The sequence below is a fragment of the Pseudogracilibacillus sp. SO10305 genome (assembly GCF_037072005.1).
In the GTDB taxonomy this organism is placed as follows: Bacteria; Bacillota; Bacilli; order Bacillales; family Amphibacillaceae; genus Pseudogracilibacillus; species Pseudogracilibacillus intestinigallinarum.
Genome location: NZ_JAXHDE010000014.1, coordinates 1 through 20920, shown reverse-complemented (window position 1 = coordinate 20920; position 20920 = coordinate 1). Strand labels below are relative to the sequence as shown.

Sequence of the window (20920 nt, the reverse complement as noted above, 5' to 3'; positions counted from 1 at the left end):
AAGTGAATGTAGAAACATTAATTTAGGGTGGCAACGCGGGTATATCTCGTCCCTTTATTCCGTATTGATAGTGGAATAAAGGGGCGAGATTTTATTTTTAAAAGGAGGTTTTCATCTATGGCTTTAAGTGCTCCGAGAGGAACGGTAGACTTATTACCAGAGCAAACAGTAAGATGGCAATATGTAGAAAAAGTATTACGTGAAATTAGTGCAAATTTTAATTATGAAGAAATTCGTACTCCATTGTTTGAACATACAGAAGTGTTCCAACGTGGAGTAGGGGATACGACAGATATCGTTCAAAAAGAAATGTATACATTCGATGATCGTGGTGGTCGAAGTATCACATTACGTCCAGAGGGAACGGCACCGGTTGTTCGAGCGTACGTACAAAATAAAATGTATGGTTCCCCAATCCAACCGACTAAACTGTATTATTTTGCGCAAATGTTTCGATATGAACGACCACAGGCAGGAAGAATGCGCCAACTGAACCAATTTGGTGTAGAAGTATTAGGTAGTGCTGATCCAAGTGTAGATGCGGAGGTTATTGCACTTGCGATGACAGCATATAAAAAATTCGGTTTAAAAAACATTAAACTCGTCATTAACAGTTTAGGGGATACAGATAGTCGTATTGCCCATAGAAATGCGTTAATTGAACACTTTAAACCACATATGGGAGAGTTATGTGCAGATTGTAACAGTCGCTTAGAAAAAAATCCACTGCGTATTTTGGATTGTAAAAAGGATATGGAACACCCAGCAATGGCAACAGCCCCTTCCGTATTAGAATATTTAAATGAAGAATCTACTACTTATTTTGAAAAAGTAAAACTTTATTTAGACACGATGAACATTCCTTATGTTGTTGATCCAACACTCGTTCGTGGCTTAGATTATTATAACCATACGGCATTTGAAATAATGAGTGATGCAGAAGGTTTTGGAGCAATTACGACACTACTTGGTGGTGGTCGTTACAATGGTTTAGCAGAAGAATTAGGCGGTCCTAGCACACCAGGTATCGGTTTTGGAATGGGCCTTGAACGATTACAGCTTGCATTAGAAGCAGAAAACATTACATTACCTATTAATGAAGATATTGATTTATTTTTAGTAACGATGGGCGATGTAGATGTGGAAGCAGTTCGTATTGTCCAAAATTTACGTGAAGCTGGATTCCAAATTGATAAGGATTACCAACAACGTAAAATGAAAGGGCAATTTAAACACGCAGACCGTTTAGGTGCAAAATATGTCCTCGTATTAGGGGAAGAAGAATTAGAACGAAATGTCATTCAATTACGTTCAATGGCTACAGGTGAACAGGAAGAAGTAGTGATCGATCAATTAGAACAAAAATTGCAAACTATATTTGGAGGAGAAAAGTAATGACTGAAAGACAAAAAGCAGGCTTATTAACAGAACAACATGTAGGAGAAAACGTTGTTTTAAAAGGATGGGTACACCGTCGACGTGATTTAGGAGAGTTAATCTTCATAGATTTACGAGATGCTTCTGGAATTGTGCAAATCGTGTTTAATCCAAATTATTCAAAAGAGGCTTTAGCTATTGCAGAAACATTACGTAGTGAATATGTTATTGAAATTGAAGGTAAAGTAATTAAACGTGATGAAGAAACAGTAAATCCAAATATAGCAACGGGAACAATTGAAGTAACAGTTGCAAACATTAATATTTTAAATAAATCAAAGAACTTACCATTCTTAATTCATGAAGCACAAGATGTATCAGAAGATTTACGTTTAAAACACCGTTATATTGACTTACGTCGTGAAGATATGCAGCATACATTCCGTATTCGTCATAAAGCAACACAAGCGATTCGTAACTATTTAAACGAGCAAGATTTTCTAGAAATGGAAACACCAATTTTAACGAAAAGTACACCAGAAGGGGCACGTGACTATTTAGTTCCTTCGCGTGTACATCCGGGTGAATTTTATGCATTACCACAATCACCACAATTGTTTAAACAGTTAATTATGATGAGTGGTTTTGAACGTTATTACCAAATTGCTCGTTGTTTCCGTGATGAAGACCTACGTGCAGATAGACAACCTGAATTTACACAAGTTGACATCGAGACAGCATTTTTATCAAGCGACGAAATTATGACGATGACAGAAGAAATGATGAGAAAGGTAATGAAAGATGTATTGAACTTAGATATTGAAACACCTTTCTTACGTATGCCACATGAAGAAGCGATGCGTCGTTTCGGTTCAGATAAACCAGATACACGATTTGAAATGGAGTTAATTGATGTAACCGAAGTTGTAAAAGATAGTAGCTTTAAAGTATTCAGTGGACCAGCTAATAGTGGTGGAATTGTAAATTTATTAAACGTAAAAGGTCATGCAGATAAATTTACTCGTAAAGATATCGATGGTGAATTAACGGATTATGTTAAAACATATGGTGCAAAAGGATTAGCGTGGATCAAAGTTGCAGATGGTGACTTTACTGGACCGATTGCTAAGTTTTTCTCTGATGATGAAAAAGAAAAAATTTATGAACTTGCAAATGTAGCTGATGGCGATTTATTATTATTTGGAGCAGATACGAAAACAGTCGTACAAGATGCTTTAGGTCATTTACGATTAAAATTAGCGAAACAGCTAGAATTAATCGATGAGTCGAAGTTTAATTTCTTATGGGTAGTAGATTGGCCATTATTTGAATATGACCAAGATACAAAAAGATTTACAGCGGCTCACCATCCATTCACATCTCCTGTAAAAGAGGATGTTGAAAAATTAACGACAAGCCCTGAAGAGGCTCGCGCAAATGCGTACGATATTGTTTTAAATGGATATGAATTAGGAGGAGGTTCTATTCGTATTCACGAAAAAACGGTACAAGATAAAATGTTTGAAGCATTAGGATTCACAGAAGAAAGTGCACAAGAACAATTTGGCTTTTTATTAGATGCATTACAGTTTGGTGCTCCACCACATGGAGGTATTGCATTAGGTTTAGACCGTCTTGTGATGTTATTATCTAATACAACAAACATTCGTGATGTTATTTTATTCCCGAAAACAGCATCTGCATCGGACTTACTAACAGAAGCACCAAGCGCAGTTAGTGAAGATCAATTAGAAGAATTATCTATCCAATCCTTAGTTGAGGGCGACGAAGAATAAAAATAATGAAACAGCAAGTGGCGTCTATTTTGTAAGACGTGCTTGCTGTTTTTTTAACGAATGTATTCCAAAGTAAGCTACTAACAGTATGTTAATGTGATCTCGTAAAAATTTCATAATCATAGTTGCGTAAAGCGCTTACATATGTTATTCTTTAAATAAGGTAAATCATTATTCCTAAGATGTACGTGGAACAGACCATTTTGACCGAACACCTATACATTGGGAGTTATGTATTTTAATACAGCCATATCATCCTTACTTAGACGTTCGTGAATGATTTTGTATTAAATCAGACACCCACCTGCCATTATGCGGGATCAAAATGTATATGTGAAACGGCATAGTTGGGTGTAATGATGTAAAATGAGAATAACCTTCCCCAAACTTATGGAGAAGGTTATTTTTAATTAGTTTGATCGGAAATTTGTTGTAAATTACCGTTCTTGTCCATTTTAAACGTAGGGGATTGCATATCTACATCATCTTCGAGTACAGTTAGTTTTCTAGCACGGTCCATAATTTGAATAAATGTTTGATAATCTTCTTCAACAATTTTTAATTTTTTATTCGTTTTCTCTAACATTTGCTCGGTCGACAGTAACGTATCTTTCAAACGTTTATTTTCCTCTTCTAATGATGCTAGTTTTGTTTGTAAACTATTTGTATCTATTTGTCTACTTGCATATTGTTGTAAAAACTGTATGACTTCATGCATCGTAAGTTGATTTTCCTCAAGCTGTAATGGCTGTATATGCGGATGATTAGATACATCCTGTATAATTTCTTCATGTAGCACCGGTCGCTTTTTTAATTGAACAGCCATTTGTCGCTTCTTTTCTTTTCGTTGTCTTTTTGCTAGTTCTATTGCATCGACATATTTTGAGCGAACTTCTGCATTCCAACGAAATCCACACGCAGCAGACGTGCGATTTAAAATGTCTCCAACTTCATCAAATGCATTTAATTGCGTACTTCCATCACGAATATGACGTAAGACGGTTTCAGCTAATAGTAAATCATCTTCATGTGACCATGCATCTTGTCTTATTTTTGTCATTTTTCCCACCTCATTTATCTACCATTCTTGTTCGTTAGTATGACCAACTAGATGGGAAAATATACATTTATACATCTTTTTGTTTTTTTGTTATGTTCGTATAAATTTGCTTTAATGCCGATTCAAATTTGCTAGAGTCTTTCGGTTCATAATACAATTTATGTTTAATATTATTTGGTAAATATTGTTGTAATATCCACCCTCCATCATAATTATGTGGATATTTATAATCGATCCCTCGTCCAAGTTTTTCTGCGCCTGCATAATGACTATCTTTTAAATGTTTTGGAACATCCCCCGTATTCATTGTACGTATATCGTGTAAAGCGGCATCTAATGCCTTATATGCTGTATTGGATTTAGGGGACAAAGCTAACTCTACCACTGCAACACTTAATGGAATACGTGCTTCTGGAAAACCGATACGTTCTGCTGCTTCAACTGCTGAAATCGCTCTAGGTCCTGCTTGTGGATTTGCTAGTCCAATATCTTCGTATGCAATGACAATCATTCTTCTAGCAATACTATCGAGGTCACCCGCTTCGACTAATCTTCCTAAATAGTGAAGTGCTGCATTTACATCACTACCACGAATGGACTTTTGAAAAGCAGACAATACATCATAATGTGCATCTCCACTTTTGTCGTGGGAAAAGCTTTTCTTTTGCATACATTGTTCCGCATCTTCCAAAGTAATGTGTATAGTGCCTGATGCATCTTTTGGTGTAGAACTTACCGCAAGTTCAATTCCATTTAAAACAGCACGTAAATCTCCATTTGTACTATATGCAAAATGATCTAAAGCTTCATTATCTATTAAGACATTTACATCGCCATAACCACATTCCTTATCGTGTAAAACACGATCGATAGCAACTTTAATTTGTTCAATTTCTAGCGGTTTTAATTCAAATAAATGGCACCGACTTCGAATTGCAGGATTAATCGCATGATATGGATTACTCGTTGTACAACCAATCATTGTAATTAAATTACTTTCTAAATGAGGAAGCAAAAAATCTTGTTTCCCTTTATCTAGTCGATGAACTTCATCTAAGATGAGCATCACTTGTCCCATCATTTTTGCTTCTTCTACGACAATTTCCATATCTTTCTTTTTATTTGTAACAGCATTTAAGCTACGGATAGGAATGTTAGTACTTTTTGCAATAGCATATGCCATCGACGTTTTTCCTGTTCCAGGTGGTCCATATAAAATCATCGATGCCACTTGATTGGCATCAACCATTCGACGGATAATTTTTCCGTCACCAACTAAATGTTCTTGCCCAATTATTTCATCAATATGATTTGGTCTCATACGAACTGCTAACGTTTCTTTCATTATACATCGTCCTTTTTTGAATCATAATTATATTAAGCGTAGTAGTGAATGTGTTAAAATGCAAGAACAAGACTGTTCATGTTATAATTATTTTTAATAACGATTTTTTTAAGTAAATTCGGAATGAAAACAAAGAGGTGCTTTACATGAAAATTTCAACGAAAGGCCGTTATGGACTAACGGTAATGATAGAATTAGCGAGAAAATATGGGGCAGGTCCAATTTCTCTAAAATCAATTGCGGAAGATAAAGGTTTATCTGCTCATTATTTAGAGCAGTTAGCCGCACCGCTTCGTAATGCAGGACTTGTAAAAAGTGTTCGTGGCGCTTATGGAGGGTATGTATTAGCAAAAGTTCCTCACGAAATTACAGCAGGGGATATTATTCGTGTATTAGAAGGTCCTATCACACCTGTTGAGGGGATTGAAGAAGAAGAAGCTGCACAACAAGCATTATGGATGCAAATTCGTGATGTTGTAAAAGATGTCCTTGATACGACGACATTAGAAGATTTAATCAAAAATGATGATCAAGAACAACAAAAAGAATATATGTTTTACATTTAAGGAAGGGAAGATGAGGCCATGATATACCTTGACCACGCTGCAACAACTCCAGTACATGAAAATGTATTAAAGAAAATGTATGAAGTGGAAAAAGAGTCATTTGGAAATCCATCAAGTGTTCATGGATACGGTAGAAAATCAAGAAAGTTTTTAGATGATGCGCGGAAGTTCTTAGCGGATAGTATAAATGCAGAAGAACGGGAAATCATTTTTACTAGTGGTGGGACGGAAGCAAATAATTTAGCGATTATCGGCACAGCTATTGAAAATGAATATAATGGAAGTCATATTATTACTTCTACTCAAGAACATCATGCTATTATGAATATTATGAAATACTTGCAACGTAAAGGGTTTCATGTCACTTATTTACCTGTAGATCGAAATGGACAAGTGGATGTACGTGACGTTGAAAAAGTATTATCAGATCAAACTATTTTAGTATCTGTCATGACAGCGAACAATGAAACTGGGGCCATACAACCAATCCAGCAAATTGGTGAATTATTAAAAGACCACCAAGCATATTTCCATACAGACGCTGTTCAAGCATACAGTCTTGTAGATATAGACGTAAAAGAAATGGGAATTGATTTGTTAACGACATCTGCCCATAAATTGAATGGACCAAAAGGAATTGGTTTTTTATATAAAAATGATGATATTGTCATTGAACCACAAATTTTTGGTGGGGACCAAGAGAGAAAACGACGTGCTGGAACGGAAAATTTAATTGGTGCGGTTGGTTTCCATGAAGCATATAAAATTGCCTCTGCACACCGTCGTGAAAATTACGCACATTACGTACATTTACGTCAACTATTTATTCAAACATTAGAGAAAGAAGAAGTAGAGTTTGACGTGAATGGGGATATAAATAATAGTATTCCGACGATTGTTAATATTAGCTTCCCAGGTACAAAAATCGATAGTCTATTGACGAATTTAGATTTATCTGGCGTCGCAGCTTCTAGTGGAAGCGCATGTACAGCTGGAACGATTGAACCATCTCACGTGTTAAAAGCAATGTATGGATTTAAAAGTGACCGGATGGATAATTCACTTCGTTTTAGTTTTGGTACAGCTAATAATGAAGAAAATGTGGTGGAAGCGGCAAAAATTATTGCCAATACAGTGAAAAAATTAAAAGGGTTGTAAAGGGGATTTATATGAAAGAAAAAACAAGAGTAGTACTCGGGATGAGCGGTGGAGTGGACTCGTCTGTTGCTGCACTTTTATTAAAAGAACAGGGATATGATGTCGTCGGTGTATTCATGAAAAACTGGGATGATACAGATGATAATGGTGTTTGTACAGCGACAGAAGATTATGAAGATGTTGCAAAAGTAGCGAGCGAATTAAATATACCTTATTATTCTGTCAACTTTGAAAAGCAATATTGGGATAAAGTGTTTACGTACTTTTTAGATGAATATAAAAAAGGCCGTACACCGAATCCTGATGTGATGTGTAATAAAGAAATTAAATTTAAAGCATTTCTAGATTATGCATTATCATTAGGGGCAGATTATGTTGCAACAGGGCATTATGCACAAGTACGTCATGTTGATGGAAAAGTGGAAATGCTTCGAGGCAATGATGATAATAAAGACCAAACATATTTTCTAAACCAATTAACAAGTGATGTATTAGAAAAAGTAATGTTTCCACTCGGTCATTTACCGAAATCAAAAGTACGTGAAATTGCACAGGAACATAACTTAGCGACAGCAACTAAAAAGGATAGCACAGGCATTTGTTTTATTGGTGAGAAAAATTTCAAACAATTTTTAAGTGAATATTTACCAGCAAACCCTGGGAAGATGATGACGATGGACCATATTGAAAAAGGAACCCATGATGGCTTAATGTATTATACAATCGGGCAACGACATGGGTTAGGGATAGGTGGTTCTGGTGACCCTTGGTTTGTTGTGGGGAAAAACTTAAAAGAGAATATTTTATATGTTGCCCAAGGTGATGATAGTGAATATTTATATTCAGATCAACTAATTGCAACGAATGTGAACTGGATTAATGAAGTAGATGACACATTTACTTGTACGGCGAAATTCCGGTATCGTCAAAAAGATAGTGATGTAACAGTGAAGGTGCAAGACGATGGGTCTACCTTAGTTAATTTTCATGAATCACAACGTGCTATTACACCTGGACAGGCGGTTGTTTTCTATGATGGAGAGGTTTGTTTAGGTGGCGGCACGATCGATGAAATTTTTAGAAACGAAGAAAAATTACAATATGTAGGATAAAAGCGAGACTATGTTCTTTTACAAAATGGGCATAGTCTTTATCCGTTTTAATAATAGGGGTTGAAACAAATGTCAAAAGAACAGAGAGCATTACAATTCATGCTTGATGGAAACTATGAAGCAGCAGCAAAACTATTTATCGAATTAATGGAAATAGAAAAAGAAGAGCCACGTCATTTTATGCATTTCGGAAAACTATTATTTCAAATGAAACAATATGAGGAAGCTGAAAGGTTTTTTCTAAAAGCAATCTCTTTAGATGAATCTCAACCAGAATTTTTTAATAGTTTAGGGAATTTATATTATGAAACGAAATTATACGATGATGCGATAAAAATGTTTCAACATACAATAAAATTAGGTTTAGATGAAAGTGATGTACATTTCATGCTTGGAATGAGCTATGTACAAAACAATAATATTACTTTATCATTACCGTATTTACAAAGAAGTGCAGAACTTACAAACGATGCAGAAAAATCATTTCAATATGGTTTAAGTTTAGCAAAATTAAAGTATTATGAAGAGGCGACACAACAATTTACAAACGCGATAAAATTAGATGACACACATACAGATGCTATATATAATTTAGCAATCATATACGTACATAAAAATGAATTAGTGCTTGCATTACAACAGTTAGAAAAAGTGTTGGAACAAGCGCCAGAACATAGTCTAGCTTTACAAGCTAAAAAGGAAATAGAAAAACTATCTAGATAATGATATGGAGATGTTCTTTTTAATAAAGGATAGTAAAATGACCGAAACGATTGCGAGGTATAACGATGGGAAATGAACAGATAGAAGAAGCGTTATATATAACTGGAGAAATAGTGTTCACGATTTATGAAAATGTTGATCAGCATTTCTCTATCGCAAAAATTAAAATAATCGAAACAAATGAAGATTTTGATGAGAAGGAAATTGTCGTCAAAGGCCACTTTATCCAGTTACAAAAAGGGGTCGTATACCAATTTTACGGGTCGCTCATCCAACATAAAAAGTTCGGTTTACAATATGATGTAACATCTTACCAAACATTTGTCCCGAAAACAGAGGAAGCGGTCATTCAATATTTATCAAGTGATATTTTCCCAGGTGTCGGTAAAAAAACGGCAACACGGATTGTGGAACATTTAGGAGAAAAAGCAATTGATAAAATATTAGACAATGAACAAGTATTACTTAGTATTCCAAATTTGCGTAAAAAAACAGCCAATGTTATCGCTAAAACATTACAAGAAAATCAAGGCTTTGAAAAAATTGCAGTACTACTTACAAAGTATGGTGTGTCATTAAAGATGGCTCAACAATTATATAAAATGTACAAAGATGAAACGATGGTCATTTTACGTGATAATCCATATCAATTTGTATTTGAAGTAGAAGGATTTGGATTTTTAACTGCGGATAAAATTGCTGAGGTAAACGGAATTGATCGAGCAGATCCAAAACGAATTCAAGCTAGTTGTTTTTATGTATTACAGGAAAGTATGTTTGCAGGACATGTTTATTTACCACTAACACTATGTATGGAACAAATGAAAAAAACATTACGTATTCCTCAAATTTCAGACAGTCAAATAATGGATGAAATAAAACGGATCGCAGAAGAAAAGAAAGTAATCTTATCGCAAAGTAATGTTTATATGCCGAGCTTATATTATGCGGAAGATCATTTTAGTGCACATATAAAGCGAATTATGCAAACAGAAATTGAAAATGAAACGACAGAAGCGGAATTATTAAAAATTATCGGGCAAATTGAGGAAGAAGAGTCGATCTATTATGGAGAGCAACAATTTGAAGCAATGCGTGATGCTCTCCATGAAAAAGTAATGATTTTAACTGGTGGACCAGGAACAGGAAAAACAACTGTTATTAAAGGTATTTTAAAAGCTTATGCAGCTGTTCATGATGTTTCATTAGACTATCATGCTTATAAAAATAAAAAAGATTTTCCTTTCATTTTAACAGCACCGACAGGTCGTGCTGCAAAACGAATGCAAGAATCTACTGGTTTAAAAGCAATGACGATTCACCGTCTTTTAGGATGGGACGGAGATAAAACGTTTGAAAAAAATGAATATGAACAACTTTCCGGGAAATTGTTAATTATAGATGAATTTTCGATGGTGGATACGTGGTTAGCGAATCATTTATTTAAAGCAATTCCATCAGATATGCAAGTATTAATCGTCGGTGATGAAGACCAACTTCCTTCAGTTGGACCTGGACAAGTATTGTCAGATTTATTGCATAGTAAACAAATACCTGCTGTACAATTGAATGAAGTGTATCGTCAAGAAGAAGGATCGAAAATTATTCAACTGGCACATAGTATTAAAAATGACGTCTGTACACCAAATGATATTGTAAAAGAAAAAGATTTTAGTTTTTTACCATGTCAAGAGGACCAAGTTGTCGAGCTTGTAACAACCGTTATTTCTAGAGCATTACAAAAAGATATCCCTATTCAAAATATTCAAGTACTTGCACCAATGTATAAGACGCAAGCAGGAATTAATGCTTTAAATAAAGCCATTCAACAATTAGTTAATCCGCCAGCTAAGAAAAAACGTGAACGAACCTTTCAAGAAGTCGTTTATCGTGTTGGAGATCGTGTCATTCAGCTCGTCAATCAGCCTGAAGACGGTGTATATAACGGAGATATTGGCGAAATCATTCAAATTTTTTCTGCAAAAGAAAATGAAGATAAAGAAGAGCAAATTATTATAAAATTTGATGAAAGAGAAGTAGTTTATACACGATCTGATTATATTAATTTTACCCATGCATATTGTATTTCTATCCATAAATCACAAGGTAGTGAGTTTCCAATCGTTATTTTGCCGATCGTTTGGACATACCGAAGAATGTTACGTAAAAATTTATTGTATACAGCAATTACCCGAAGCAAAACGTCGCTTATTTTATGTGGTGAATTAGATGCGTTTATGGAAGGGGTTCATACGATTGACACGAATGTTCGTTATACGACGTTACAGCAGTATGTAAAAGAGAAACTTCAAGATCAAGCCGAAGAAAAGGAAGAGAACGAGGAAACACCCATTGCAATTGCTGCAAATATTGAATCTCATACAAATACCGATGTAGAAAAAGTGGAAACATATGAATTGCCAGATCCTGTACATGTTGATGATTTCACACCATATGATTTTATGGAAGAGGAAGAGCAAACACTGTTTTAAATTAATCTGTATAAACCTCCCTAATATCACTCATATTATATTAGGGAGGTTTTGTCATGTTTGAACGGTATATTCGACCTATCAGTGTCGTTACAGCTGTATACATATTTTTAATGATTCCGTTCATTCAAACGCTCTTGATGGCTTTGCTTTATCTCTTATTACCATTTTTAATTGCTTATATTTTCGCATACTTATTACGACCAGTACAAAAGAGAATGGAAAAATTTCCGTGGCATGAGGGGATTAATATTGCAATTCTTATTCTAGGTCTGTTTTCCATATTATTGCTCCTCGGATATTTCTTTTACCGGACTATTTATGCAGAAAGCTTATTTTTGCATCCGAAACAATTTTATAAGAACTGGCAAGCCGTTGCGATGCCGTTATATGAAACATTACCCATTAAAATGCAAGAATCATTATTACATACACTATCTGTACCTTTAGAAAACATCAGTACCTTTAGTGTAACATTGCTTTCTTATGCTACTAAAATTACTGAATATATTATTTATTGTACAATCATTCCGTTTATTATGTTTTTTATGATGAAAGATGGTGCGAAGTGGAAACAATGGATGTTGGATAAAGGGAATATGGAGAAGCGGAGCAAATTTAATGAGCTATTACGAAAAATGGAACAGACAATTGGTCAATATGTAAAAGGGCAATTATATGTAACAGCGATATTAACCGCAATTTTATGGGTAGTATATTATTGGATGAACCTACCATTTGCTTTTGTTTTAGCACTTATGATGGGAGTATTAAATATCATTCCTTTCATCGGCTCCATTTTCGGTACAGTTGTCGTAATGGTTGCGGCTAGTTTTATTGCACCAACATACATTCTCTATGTGATCATCATACATGTATTGGTCCAATTGATTGAAAATAGCTTTATCACCCCTTTTATATTAGGAAAAACAGTTCAATTACACCCGATGATTGTTTTAATAGCGATGATTATTGCTGCACATATAGCAGGTTTTATTGGTGTCATTTGGAGTGTTCCCATCGTCTTATGTATAAAAGTTATTTTAACCGAGCGAAAAAATATAAAGAGATTGGAAAACAGAATAAACTAGCTGCAAAATCCTTTATAATATATAGTTTATACATTTTTTGAACATCCAATAAAGAATTTTTGATGATGAGGAAACAATAACATGTGAGTAAAAAACATATGAGGCATAAGTTTTTTGCAAGTAAATTGACATTTACTCGTTTGTTCCTTATACTAACGTTAAAATACGAAAAAATGATGAGAGTAAAAAGTATGTTCAGCATTATATTTTTAGAGAGGGGCGAGTTTGGTGGAACGTCCTAATATGAGCGGACAGAAAGCTATTACTTGAGTGCGGCTCATACCCGACGTCAACATCACGTTACGATGTAAAAGTGGTGAATTATATAATTCATAATTAGGGTGGTACCGCGAATAGAATCTCGTCCCTGCAATGATGCAGAGAGGAGTTTTTTTATTTTTTATATACATATATGTAACATAATAAAATGAAACAAATGATGGAGGAACTAGGATGAAAAAATTATCATCGGCTGAAGTAAGACAACTATTTTTAGATTTTTTCGAGCAAAAAGGACATCAAGTAGAAAAAAGTGTTTCCCTCGTACCAAAAGACGATCCAAGCTTATTATGGATCAATAGTGGGGTAGCAACATTAAAGAAGTATTTTGATGGGACAATCGTACCTGACAATCCAAAAATCGTTAATGCACAAAAATCAATTCGTACGAACGATATCGAAAACGTTGGATTCACAGCTAGACACCATACCTTTTTTGAAATGTTAGGAAATTTTTCGATAGGTGATTATTTTAAAAAAGAAGCGATTCATTATGCGTGGGAATTTTTAACGAGCAAAGACTGGATAGGTTTTGATCCTGAACGTCTTTCTGTAACGGTTCATCCAGAAGATGATGAAGCATATAATATTTGGTTACATGATATTCAATTACCGGAAGAACGTATTATTCGTTTAGAAGAAAACTTTTGGGATATTGGGGAAGGACCGAGTGGACCAAATACAGAGATTTTTTATGATCGTGGAGAAAGTTGGGGAAATGATCCAAAAGATCCTGAATTATATCCAGGTGGGGAAAATGAACGTTATTTAGAAGTATGGAATTTAGTATTTTCTCAGTTCAATCATAATCCAGATGATACGTATACACCATTACCGAAGAAAAATATTGATACTGGGATGGGATTAGAACGATTAGTATCGTTATTACAAGATGCAGAAACGAACTTTGATACAGATTTATTTTTACCGATTATTAAAAAAACGGAAGAATTAGCAAATGTTCCATATGGAAAAGCAACAGAAACAGATGCAGCATATAAAATTATTGCAGACCATATTCGTACAGTTGCATTTGCAATAGGTGACCATGCGTTACCATCGAACGAAGGAAGAGGATATATTTTACGTCGCCTAATTCGTCGTGCAGTTCGTTATGCAAAGCAAATCGGCATAGAAAAACCATTTATGTATACACTAGTGCCGACAGTAGCAGAGATTATGAAAGATTATTATCCGGAAGTACAAGATCAAGCGGATCATATTATGAACATCATTAAAGTAGAAGAAGAGCGTTTCAATGAAACATTAAATGATGGATTACAAAGATTGACGGAAATTATCGAAGAACAAAAAGCAACAGGAAAAAATGTTGTGCCAGGTGTAGATGTTTTCAAATTATATGATACGTATGGATTTCCGAAAGAGTTAACTGAAGAATATGTATTAGAATATGGTTTTACAATCGATGAAACTGGCTTTGAAGAAGAAATGGAAAAACAACGAACTCGAGCACGTGAAGCAAGAGAACAGACGAGCTCCATGCAAGTCCAAAATGATGTTTTAGCAAATATACATGATAAAAGCACGTTTATTGGTTATGATACTTTTGAAACAAACACAACTATTTCTAACTTAATTACAGAAAATGGTTTCGTTACAGAAGCAACAGAAGGAGAAGAAGTGTCAATCATCCTAGAAGAAACACCTTTTTATGCTGAAAGTGGTGGGCAAGTTGCAGATAACGGTATCATTCAAAGTACGAATGGAAAGGCTATTGTTCAAGACGTACAAAAAACGCCTAATGGACAACATTTACATCAAGTGAAAATTGTTGAAGGTACATTGCATAAAGACGAAGTAGTAACGGCGCAAGTTAATCAAGAAATTAGAGATCAAATTGAGAAAAACCATACTGCTACACACCTTTTACACCAAGCATTACGTGATATACTCGGAAGTCATATCCATCAGGCTGGATCATTAGTCCGAGCTGATCGCTTACGTTTTGATTTTACGCATTTTGAAGCGACAAGTAAAACAAGCTTGGAACAAATTGAACAAATCGTTAATGAAAAAATATGGGAAAATATCCCTATTGTCATTGAATCTAAATCTATTGATGAAGCAAAAGCAATGGGAGCGATGGCACTTTTCGGTGAAAAATACGGTGATATCGTCCGTGTCGTGCAATTAGATAATTATAGTGTGGAATTATGTGGTGGATGTCATGTAAATAATAGTGCTGAGATCGGTTTATTTAAGATTGTTTCTGAAAGTGGAATCGGTGCTGGTGTGAGAAGAATTGAGGCAGTGACGAGTAAAGAAGCGTATAAATACTTGCAAGATAAATTAAATGTTTTAACAAAATTAAGCACGAAGTTAAAAACAAAAGATGATCAAGTTCTAACACGTGTTGATTCATTATTAGATGATATGAAACAATTACAACAAGAAAACGATTCATTACAACAAAAATTATCAAACGAAACAACAAAAGAGTTAGTAAACAATATTACGACATACGAAGGTGTTCAAATTTTAGCAGAACAAGTAATTGTAAAAGATATGAATCAATTACGAAATATGATGGATACATTAAAAGAGCAATTACCGAATAGTGTCATTTTATTAGCGGCAGAAAATAAAGGTAAAGTACAGTTAATAGCAGGTGTGTCAAAAGAGTTAAATGCTCGTGGCCTTCATGCTGGAAAATTAATCGCTGAAGCAGCAAAAAAATGTCAAGGTGGTGGCGGTGGTCGCCCAGATATGGCACAGGCAGGTGGAAAGGATCCATCAAAAATTAAAGATGCATTAGGAACCGTTCTTCCATATGTAGAAAACAATTTAAAATAACATAAAAAGATATTATAATTTTACTATTCATGTTAAAATGTAGACAAGCAATTGTTAAGCGAGGTGCTGATGATGAGTTCAATTGATAAAACGATGAAATTTAGTTTTCACGATGATCAGTATGATCAAGATATAAAAGAAACTTTGCTCACGATTCATAGTGCATTAAAGGAAAAGGGATATAATCCAATTAACCAAATTGTTGGTTATTTAATTTCAGGTGATCCGGCTTATATACCTCGTTATAAAGATGCACGTAATCTTATCCGTAAATTAGAGCGGGATGAAATTATCGAGGAATTAGTGAAGTTTTATTTAGCTGATTTGAAGAAGGAACAACAATGAGGATATTATCGTTAGACGTAGGCTCAAAAACAATCGGTGTTGCTGTTAGTGATGCACTAAAAATTACAGCACAAGGATTGACTACGATCTATTGGGACGAAAACGATATGTCATCAGCAGATAAAGCATTAAGTGACATTATTGAACAACATGAGGTAAGCGAAATTGTTGTCGGCTTACCAAAACATATGAATGGCTCATTAGGTGAACGGGGAGAAATATCGCAAATATATGCTCGAAGACTTGAGCGTATATTTAACCTCCCTGTTCATTTATTAGATGAGCGGTTAACGACAGTTGCAGCTGAAAGGGTTTTACTAGAAGGTGATGTGAGTCGTAAGAAACGAAGTGAAATAATCGACAAAATGGCGGCTGTCATCATTTTGCAAAATTATTTAGAACAACAACCTTAGGAGGTTATACTATGAGCTTAGAACCAAACGAAAGAATTACAATTCCTGATGAAAATGGGGAAGAACATTTATTTGAAGTTTTAACACAATTTGATATCGAAGAGAATGGTCATTCGTATATTGCCGTCATTCCTGTAGAACAATCAGATGACGAAGAAGTAGATGTATTTGCATTTCGTTATGAAGATGATGAAAAAGATGAGAATCAATTTAAAATTTTCGCAATTGAAGATGATGCTGAGTGGGATTTAGTAGAAGAGACTTTAAATACTGTTTTAGATGATGGAAATAACTTATTGTAAAATAAGTTATTTTATCTGTATTTATACGAAATACAGATAAAAGGAGTTAAAACGTGATGAGTAAGAAGCAAAATATAGAGGAAATTGTAAATGAGGCAAAAACCGTGCGAAAAATTGTGTTTATTTTATTAACTGCTTTAACAGTTTTATTTATTGCTGTTATAGCATTTGGCTTTTTTTATATAAAGTCAACGATTGAACCTGTGGATAAAAATTCTACAGAGGACATTGAAATAGAAATTCCATTAGGGTCATCTACATCAAATATTGCTACGATTTTAAAAGAGAATGATTTAATTAAAAATGAACGTGTATTCCAGTTTTATGTGAAGTTTAAAAATTATAGTGATTTCCAGGCTGGGGAATATATATTGAATCAGTCTATGACGATGGACGATATTGCCAATAATCTACAGACTGGTACTGTGCAAGAAGAACCGTTATTTCGGGTAACGATTCCAGAAGGTAGAAATATTGAACAAATTGCAGAAATTACGTCAAAGAAATTAAAGTTTACAGAGGAAGATTTTATTCGAACTGTAACAGATAAATCATTTATTGAAAGAATGATGGAGGAATACCCTTCTTTAATTACAGATGAGGTATTAAATGATGACTTATATATGGCATTAGAAGGTTATTTATTTGCAGGAACATATGATATTTACGATGAGGCAGTGACGGCGGAAGAATTAATTACACAGATGATAGATCGAACAAATGATTTAGTCATTAATGAATTAGATGCAATGGATGAAAAAGACTTTACTATTCATGAAGTTCTAACCCTTGCTTCCGTTATTGAACGAGAATCAAAATTTGAAAAAGATCGTCCAAAAGTAGCCCAAGTATATATAAATCGCTTAGATGAAAATATGAAATTACAAAGTGATATTACAGCATTTTACGGATTAAAAAATATTGAACATAAAGCAGTTGTTACATATGATGATATTGAAGTAGATACACCGTATAACACTTATGTAATTGACGGCCTTCCTGTTGGACCTATTGCCTCACCTAGTAAGGAAGCAATCGATGCCGTTTTACATCCTGAAGGGGACGACTTTACGAAATTATTTTATTTCTCACGTCCAAACGGGGAAACATTCTATGCAGATACTTTAGAGGAACATAATAAAATTAAAGAAAAATACCGTCAAGAATGGTACGATTTAGAAAATAAAAAAGATGACAAGAAAAAGAAAGATAAAGAGTGAGCGGAAATAAAATGAATATTAACATGGATGAAATAAAAACTTATATCCAAGCATTAATTCCTACGAGTGAAAATTGGGAAAAAGAATTAGAGAAGTATGCGTCAATACATCGTGTTCCAATCATTGAGAAGGATGGTATCCAATTTTTAACACAATTAATTCGAATGAAACAACCAAAAAGAGTTTTAGAAATTGGGACAGCCATTGGTTATTCAGCTTTAAAAATAAATGAAGCATATCCAGAAGCCAAGATTACAACGATTGAACGAGACGATGAAATGGTCCGTATTGCAAACGAAAATATTACGAAGTTAAATAAACAACAACACATTCATGTCATTCATGGCGATGCTTTAGAAGTATTAAAAGAATTTCAAATGAAAGATATAACTTTTGATTTTATCTTTATCGACGCAGCAAAGGGGCAATATAAGAAATTCTTTGAACTTGTTCAACCGCTCATTTCAAATGATGTGACCATTGTTTGTGACAATATATTATTTAAAGGATATGTCATTAATCAATCATTAACAGAACAGAAAAGATTACAGAAACTTGCAAACAAAATCGATCTTTTTAATCATTGGCTAATGAAAGAAGAAACATATCATACAACCGTGCTACCAATAGGAGACGGAATGACCGTAAGTGTTCTGAAATAGTTTTAAGACAATATAAATATAGAAAGATAAAAAGATAAGATTAGGGAGTGTTCTAAAAATGGTAGATGAAAAAAGCTATTACATGACTGAAGAAGGTAAAGAGAAATTAGAAACAGAATTACATTACTTGAAAACGGAGAAACGTAAAGAAATCGTTGAACGAATTAAAGTAGCACGTGATTTCGGTGACCTTTCGGAAAACTCCGAGTATGATTCTGCAAAAGAAGAACAGGCATTCGTTGAGACACGTATTGCACAATTAGAAAAAATGATTCGTAATGCAGTAATCATTGAAAATGACGAAGAAGATGCTGATGTTGTAGCATTAGGAAGAACAGTTACATTTATTGAATTACCAGATGGAGAAGAAGAAACGTATACAATCGTTGGTAGTGCAGAAGCAGATCCATTTGAAGGGAAAATTTCAAACGATTCACCGATGGCAAAAAGCTTATTAGGTCATGGAGAAGGCGAAGAAGTTGCAGTTGCAACACCAGGTGGAGACATCCAAGTAAAAATTGTATCCATTCAATAGCATATTAAAGGTTGGAACGTAAACGCGGTATCATTTAACAACGCATATTGTTAAAATAATACATGATTATGGGCCAACCTTTTTTACACTATTTTACATTGGGGGAGTACATATGACAGATCCAAATAATTTATCAAGAGTTGATCGTCATTCAAAAAGACGCAATAATCGCATACAATTAATCGTTTTAATCGTTCTAGCCATTTTATGTGTTGTTTTATTAATTTCTTTAATATTTAAGAAGGATAGTTCAACAAATGATGGCAACGAAAATGATCCTACAACAGAAAATATTGCGACTGAAACGAATGATAAAGAACAAAAAACGAATGAAAAAGATAGTACAGATGAAAATAAAGATGATAAAAAAGATAATGAAACGGACGATGAAGAAAAGGATAAAGAAGAGGCAAAAGAAGGAATTATGAAAAAGGAAGATTATCCTACAGATATAACGAAAGAAGAAATGTTTACAACAGATGGCAATGTTGAAGAAGCATTTGTTGCAGATTGGCCGCCAATTGGTACGAATCAAACTGGTACACATACAGTTAATTTCGATAATGAATCAGAAGATCGTAAAGAAATTAAAAAAGCTATTTCCTATGTAACTGATTTAAAAGAAGATGATATGATCGAACATTGGGTTGGAAATGGTGGCGATCAAAAAGTGATTGCTACCGTATCAAATAATGATCAAAGCATAGCATATAAAGTATATTTACAATGGGAAATTGACAAAGGTTGGAAACCGACTAAAGTAGAAAAATTAAAATCATTGAATATTGAACAATAATATTGGAGGAACATCATGACAATTGGAATAATTGGTGCAATGGATGAAGAAATTGCATTATTGCAGAAACAAATTAAAAATCAAACAATCGAAACGGTTGCAAATACAATGTATATTAAAGGTACATTAGAAACGAAAGATGTCGTTTTAGTTAAATCAGGTATTGGAAAAGTAAATGCAGCTATGACAACAGCTATTTTAATGGAAAAGTATCAACCAACATTCGTTATTAACACTGGTTCAGCTGGAGGATTTTCAGAAGCTTTACAAGTAGGAGATGTCGTTATTAGTGATGCTGTAGTACACCATGATGTTGACGTAACAGCATTTGACTATGTACATGGACAAGTTCCACAAATGCCTGCAACTTTTAAGGCGGACGAAACATTGGTACGTCAAGTTCGAATAATTTTAAAAGAAATGGAAATTGGTTCAGAAATTGGACTAATTGCAACTGGAGATTCCTTTATGAATGACCAAACAAAGGTACAAACGGTTCGTGAATTATTTCCAACCATGATTGCATGTGAAATGGAAGCAGCTGCGATTGCACAAGTTTGTTATCAATATAATGTGCCGTTTGTAGTTATACGAGCACTATCTGATATTGCTGGCCAAGAGGCACCAATGTCATTCCAACAATTCCTAGAAGTAGCTGCAACAAATGCTGCCACTCTAATAATTGAGTTCGTTAAACGAGTATAAAAATATAATGCTAATTAGGACGATAATTACAAGATTAAAAAAACCAAAATCATGTAGTCGCAAACTTATATACCCGTAAAGGTTATCTGACTTTTACGGGTATACTTCATTAAATATTTATTCTTTTAA

General features: G+C 34.2%; 19 protein-coding genes, 1 other RNA gene and 1 other annotated feature. Of the genes, 18 read left to right on the top strand and 2 right to left on the bottom strand.

Annotated elements, in window-relative coordinates; translation table 11 throughout:
* Positions 1 to 117 precede the first annotated feature (117 nt).
* From hisS to ssrS, 3 genes are all read left to right on the top strand, one after another.
* Positions 118 to 1395, top strand: coding sequence for a histidine--tRNA ligase (gene hisS / locus SPD45_RS11140; protein WP_336267836.1), 1278 nt, complete (start codon positions 118 to 120; stop codon positions 1393 to 1395).
* Positions 1395 to 3173 carry an aspartate--tRNA ligase gene (gene aspS / locus SPD45_RS11135; protein WP_336267835.1) on the top strand — a complete coding sequence of 593 codons (1779 nt, stop codon included), beginning with the start codon at positions 1395 to 1397 and terminating at the stop codon, positions 3171 to 3173. The genes hisS and aspS overlap by 1 nt, the downstream gene beginning before the upstream one ends.
* A 171-nt stretch (positions 3174 to 3344) precedes the next feature.
* Positions 3345 to 3531: non-coding RNA, 6S RNA (ssrS, locus tag SPD45_RS11130), on the top strand.
* Between the two features lie 48 nt (positions 3532 to 3579).
* On the opposite strand, the gene SPD45_RS11125 is transcribed toward ssrS, so the two are convergent.
* Both SPD45_RS11125 and SPD45_RS11120 read right to left on the bottom strand, forming a co-directional pair.
* Entirely contained in the window at positions 3580 to 4233 is a 654-nt protein-coding gene (locus SPD45_RS11125) for an RsfA family transcriptional regulator (protein WP_336267834.1), read from the bottom strand.
* 67 nt (positions 4234 to 4300) lie between these two features.
* Complete coding sequence (locus SPD45_RS11120) at positions 4301 to 5578, bottom strand: replication-associated recombination protein A (protein ID WP_442962020.1); 1278 nt, start codon at positions 5576 to 5578, stop codon at positions 4301 to 4303.
* Between the two features lie 146 nt (positions 5579 to 5724).
* Here SPD45_RS11120 and cymR point away from each other — a divergent pair, with 146 nt between their 5' ends.
* The 15 genes from cymR to mtnN all read left to right on the top strand — a co-directional run bounded on the left by cymR (position 5725) and on the right by mtnN (position 20791).
* The gene (gene cymR / locus SPD45_RS11115) at positions 5725 to 6144 is read left to right on the top strand and encodes a cysteine metabolism transcriptional regulator CymR (protein ID WP_336267833.1); all 420 of its coding nucleotides are present in this window, start codon (positions 5725 to 5727) and stop codon (positions 6142 to 6144) included.
* Positions 6145 to 6162: 18 nt separating this feature from the next.
* A complete protein-coding gene (locus tag SPD45_RS11110; RefSeq protein ID WP_336267832.1) occupies positions 6163 to 7302 on the top strand; it encodes a cysteine desulfurase family protein in 1140 nt (379 codons plus the stop codon).
* An 11-nt stretch (positions 7303 to 7313) separates the two neighbouring features.
* Entirely contained in the window at positions 7314 to 8414 is a 1101-nt protein-coding gene (gene mnmA / locus SPD45_RS11105) for a tRNA 2-thiouridine(34) synthase MnmA (protein WP_336267831.1), read from the top strand.
* A gap of 69 nt (positions 8415 to 8483) precedes the next feature.
* Positions 8484 to 9137, top strand: a complete 654-nt coding sequence (locus SPD45_RS11100) for a tetratricopeptide repeat protein (protein ID WP_336267830.1) — start codon at positions 8484 to 8486, stop codon at positions 9135 to 9137.
* 65 nt (positions 9138 to 9202) lie between these two features.
* On the top strand, positions 9203 to 11629 hold the full coding sequence (recD2, locus tag SPD45_RS11095; RefSeq protein WP_336267829.1) for an SF1B family DNA helicase RecD2: 2427 nt from the start codon (positions 9203 to 9205) through the stop codon (positions 11627 to 11629).
* Positions 11630 to 11685: 56 nt separating this feature from the next.
* Positions 11686 to 12720 (top strand): AI-2E family transporter, encoded by a 1035-nt coding sequence (locus SPD45_RS11090; protein ID WP_336267828.1) that lies wholly within the window; start codon positions 11686 to 11688, stop codon positions 12718 to 12720.
* Positions 12721 to 12887: 167 nt separating this feature from the next.
* Positions 12888 to 13092: a binding site (T-box leader), on the top strand.
* Between the two features lie 81 nt (positions 13093 to 13173).
* On the top strand, positions 13174 to 15813 hold the full coding sequence (gene alaS / locus SPD45_RS11085; RefSeq protein ID WP_336267827.1) for an alanine--tRNA ligase: 2640 nt from the start codon (positions 13174 to 13176) through the stop codon (positions 15811 to 15813).
* Between the two features lie 72 nt (positions 15814 to 15885).
* The gene (locus SPD45_RS11080) at positions 15886 to 16158 is read left to right on the top strand and encodes an IreB family regulatory phosphoprotein (protein ID WP_336267826.1); all 273 of its coding nucleotides are present in this window, start codon (positions 15886 to 15888) and stop codon (positions 16156 to 16158) included.
* Positions 16155 to 16571, top strand: a complete 417-nt coding sequence (gene ruvX, locus SPD45_RS11075; RefSeq protein WP_336267825.1) for a Holliday junction resolvase RuvX — start codon at positions 16155 to 16157, stop codon at positions 16569 to 16571. Before SPD45_RS11080 ends, ruvX begins: the two co-directional genes overlap by 4 nt.
* An 11-nt stretch (positions 16572 to 16582) precedes the next feature.
* Positions 16583 to 16873 (top strand): DUF1292 domain-containing protein, encoded by a 291-nt coding sequence (locus SPD45_RS11070; RefSeq protein WP_336267824.1) that lies wholly within the window; start codon positions 16583 to 16585, stop codon positions 16871 to 16873.
* A 56-nt stretch (positions 16874 to 16929) separates the two neighbouring features.
* Positions 16930 to 18093, top strand: coding sequence for an endolytic transglycosylase MltG (gene mltG / locus SPD45_RS11065; RefSeq protein WP_336267823.1), 1164 nt, complete (start codon positions 16930 to 16932; stop codon positions 18091 to 18093).
* A gap of 11 nt (positions 18094 to 18104) precedes the next feature.
* Complete coding sequence (locus SPD45_RS11060; protein ID WP_336267822.1) at positions 18105 to 18755, top strand: O-methyltransferase; 651 nt, start codon at positions 18105 to 18107, stop codon at positions 18753 to 18755.
* Positions 18756 to 18813: 58 nt separating this feature from the next.
* Entirely contained in the window at positions 18814 to 19290 is a 477-nt protein-coding gene (gene greA, locus SPD45_RS11055) for a transcription elongation factor GreA (RefSeq protein WP_336267821.1), read from the top strand.
* A 112-nt stretch (positions 19291 to 19402) separates the two neighbouring features.
* The gene (locus SPD45_RS11050) at positions 19403 to 20086 is read left to right on the top strand and encodes a YrrS family protein (RefSeq protein ID WP_336267820.1); all 684 of its coding nucleotides are present in this window, start codon (positions 19403 to 19405) and stop codon (positions 20084 to 20086) included.
* Positions 20087 to 20101: 15 nt separating this feature from the next.
* Entirely contained in the window at positions 20102 to 20791 is a 690-nt protein-coding gene (gene mtnN / locus SPD45_RS11045) for a 5'-methylthioadenosine/S-adenosylhomocysteine nucleosidase (protein WP_336267819.1), read from the top strand.
* Positions 20792 to 20920: the final 129 nt, after the last annotated feature.

Bases quoted from the DNA above. Each gene is read 5' to 3' on its own strand.
- hisS (WP_336267836.1), top strand. From the start codon at position 118: ATGGCTTTAAGTGCTCCGAGAGGAACGGTAGACTTATTACCAGAGCAA.
- aspS (WP_336267835.1), top strand. From the start codon at position 1,395: ATGACTGAAAGACAAAAAGCAGGCTTATTAACAGAACAACATGTAGGA.
- SPD45_RS11125 (WP_336267834.1), bottom strand. From the start codon at position 4,233: ATGACAAAAATAAGACAAGATGCATGGTCACATGAAGATGATTTACTA.
- SPD45_RS11120 (WP_442962020.1), bottom strand. From the start codon at position 5,578: ATGAAAGAAACGTTAGCAGTTCGTATGAGACCAAATCATATTGATGAA.
- cymR (WP_336267833.1), top strand. From the start codon at position 5,725: ATGAAAATTTCAACGAAAGGCCGTTATGGACTAACGGTAATGATAGAA.
- SPD45_RS11110 (WP_336267832.1), top strand. From the start codon at position 6,163: ATGATATACCTTGACCACGCTGCAACAACTCCAGTACATGAAAATGTA.
- mnmA (WP_336267831.1), top strand. From the start codon at position 7,314: ATGAAAGAAAAAACAAGAGTAGTACTCGGGATGAGCGGTGGAGTGGAC.
- SPD45_RS11100 (WP_336267830.1), top strand. From the start codon at position 8,484: ATGTCAAAAGAACAGAGAGCATTACAATTCATGCTTGATGGAAACTAT.
- recD2 (WP_336267829.1), top strand. From the start codon at position 9,203: ATGGGAAATGAACAGATAGAAGAAGCGTTATATATAACTGGAGAAATA.
- SPD45_RS11090 (WP_336267828.1), top strand. From the start codon at position 11,686: ATGTTTGAACGGTATATTCGACCTATCAGTGTCGTTACAGCTGTATAC.
- alaS (WP_336267827.1), top strand. From the start codon at position 13,174: ATGAAAAAATTATCATCGGCTGAAGTAAGACAACTATTTTTAGATTTT.
- SPD45_RS11080 (WP_336267826.1), top strand. From the start codon at position 15,886: ATGAGTTCAATTGATAAAACGATGAAATTTAGTTTTCACGATGATCAG.
- ruvX (WP_336267825.1), top strand. From the start codon at position 16,155: ATGAGGATATTATCGTTAGACGTAGGCTCAAAAACAATCGGTGTTGCT.
- SPD45_RS11070 (WP_336267824.1), top strand. From the start codon at position 16,583: ATGAGCTTAGAACCAAACGAAAGAATTACAATTCCTGATGAAAATGGG.
- mltG (WP_336267823.1), top strand. From the start codon at position 16,930: ATGAGTAAGAAGCAAAATATAGAGGAAATTGTAAATGAGGCAAAAACC.
- SPD45_RS11060 (WP_336267822.1), top strand. From the start codon at position 18,105: ATGAATATTAACATGGATGAAATAAAAACTTATATCCAAGCATTAATT.
- greA (WP_336267821.1), top strand. From the start codon at position 18,814: ATGGTAGATGAAAAAAGCTATTACATGACTGAAGAAGGTAAAGAGAAA.
- SPD45_RS11050 (WP_336267820.1), top strand. From the start codon at position 19,403: ATGACAGATCCAAATAATTTATCAAGAGTTGATCGTCATTCAAAAAGA.
- mtnN (WP_336267819.1), top strand. From the start codon at position 20,102: ATGACAATTGGAATAATTGGTGCAATGGATGAAGAAATTGCATTATTG.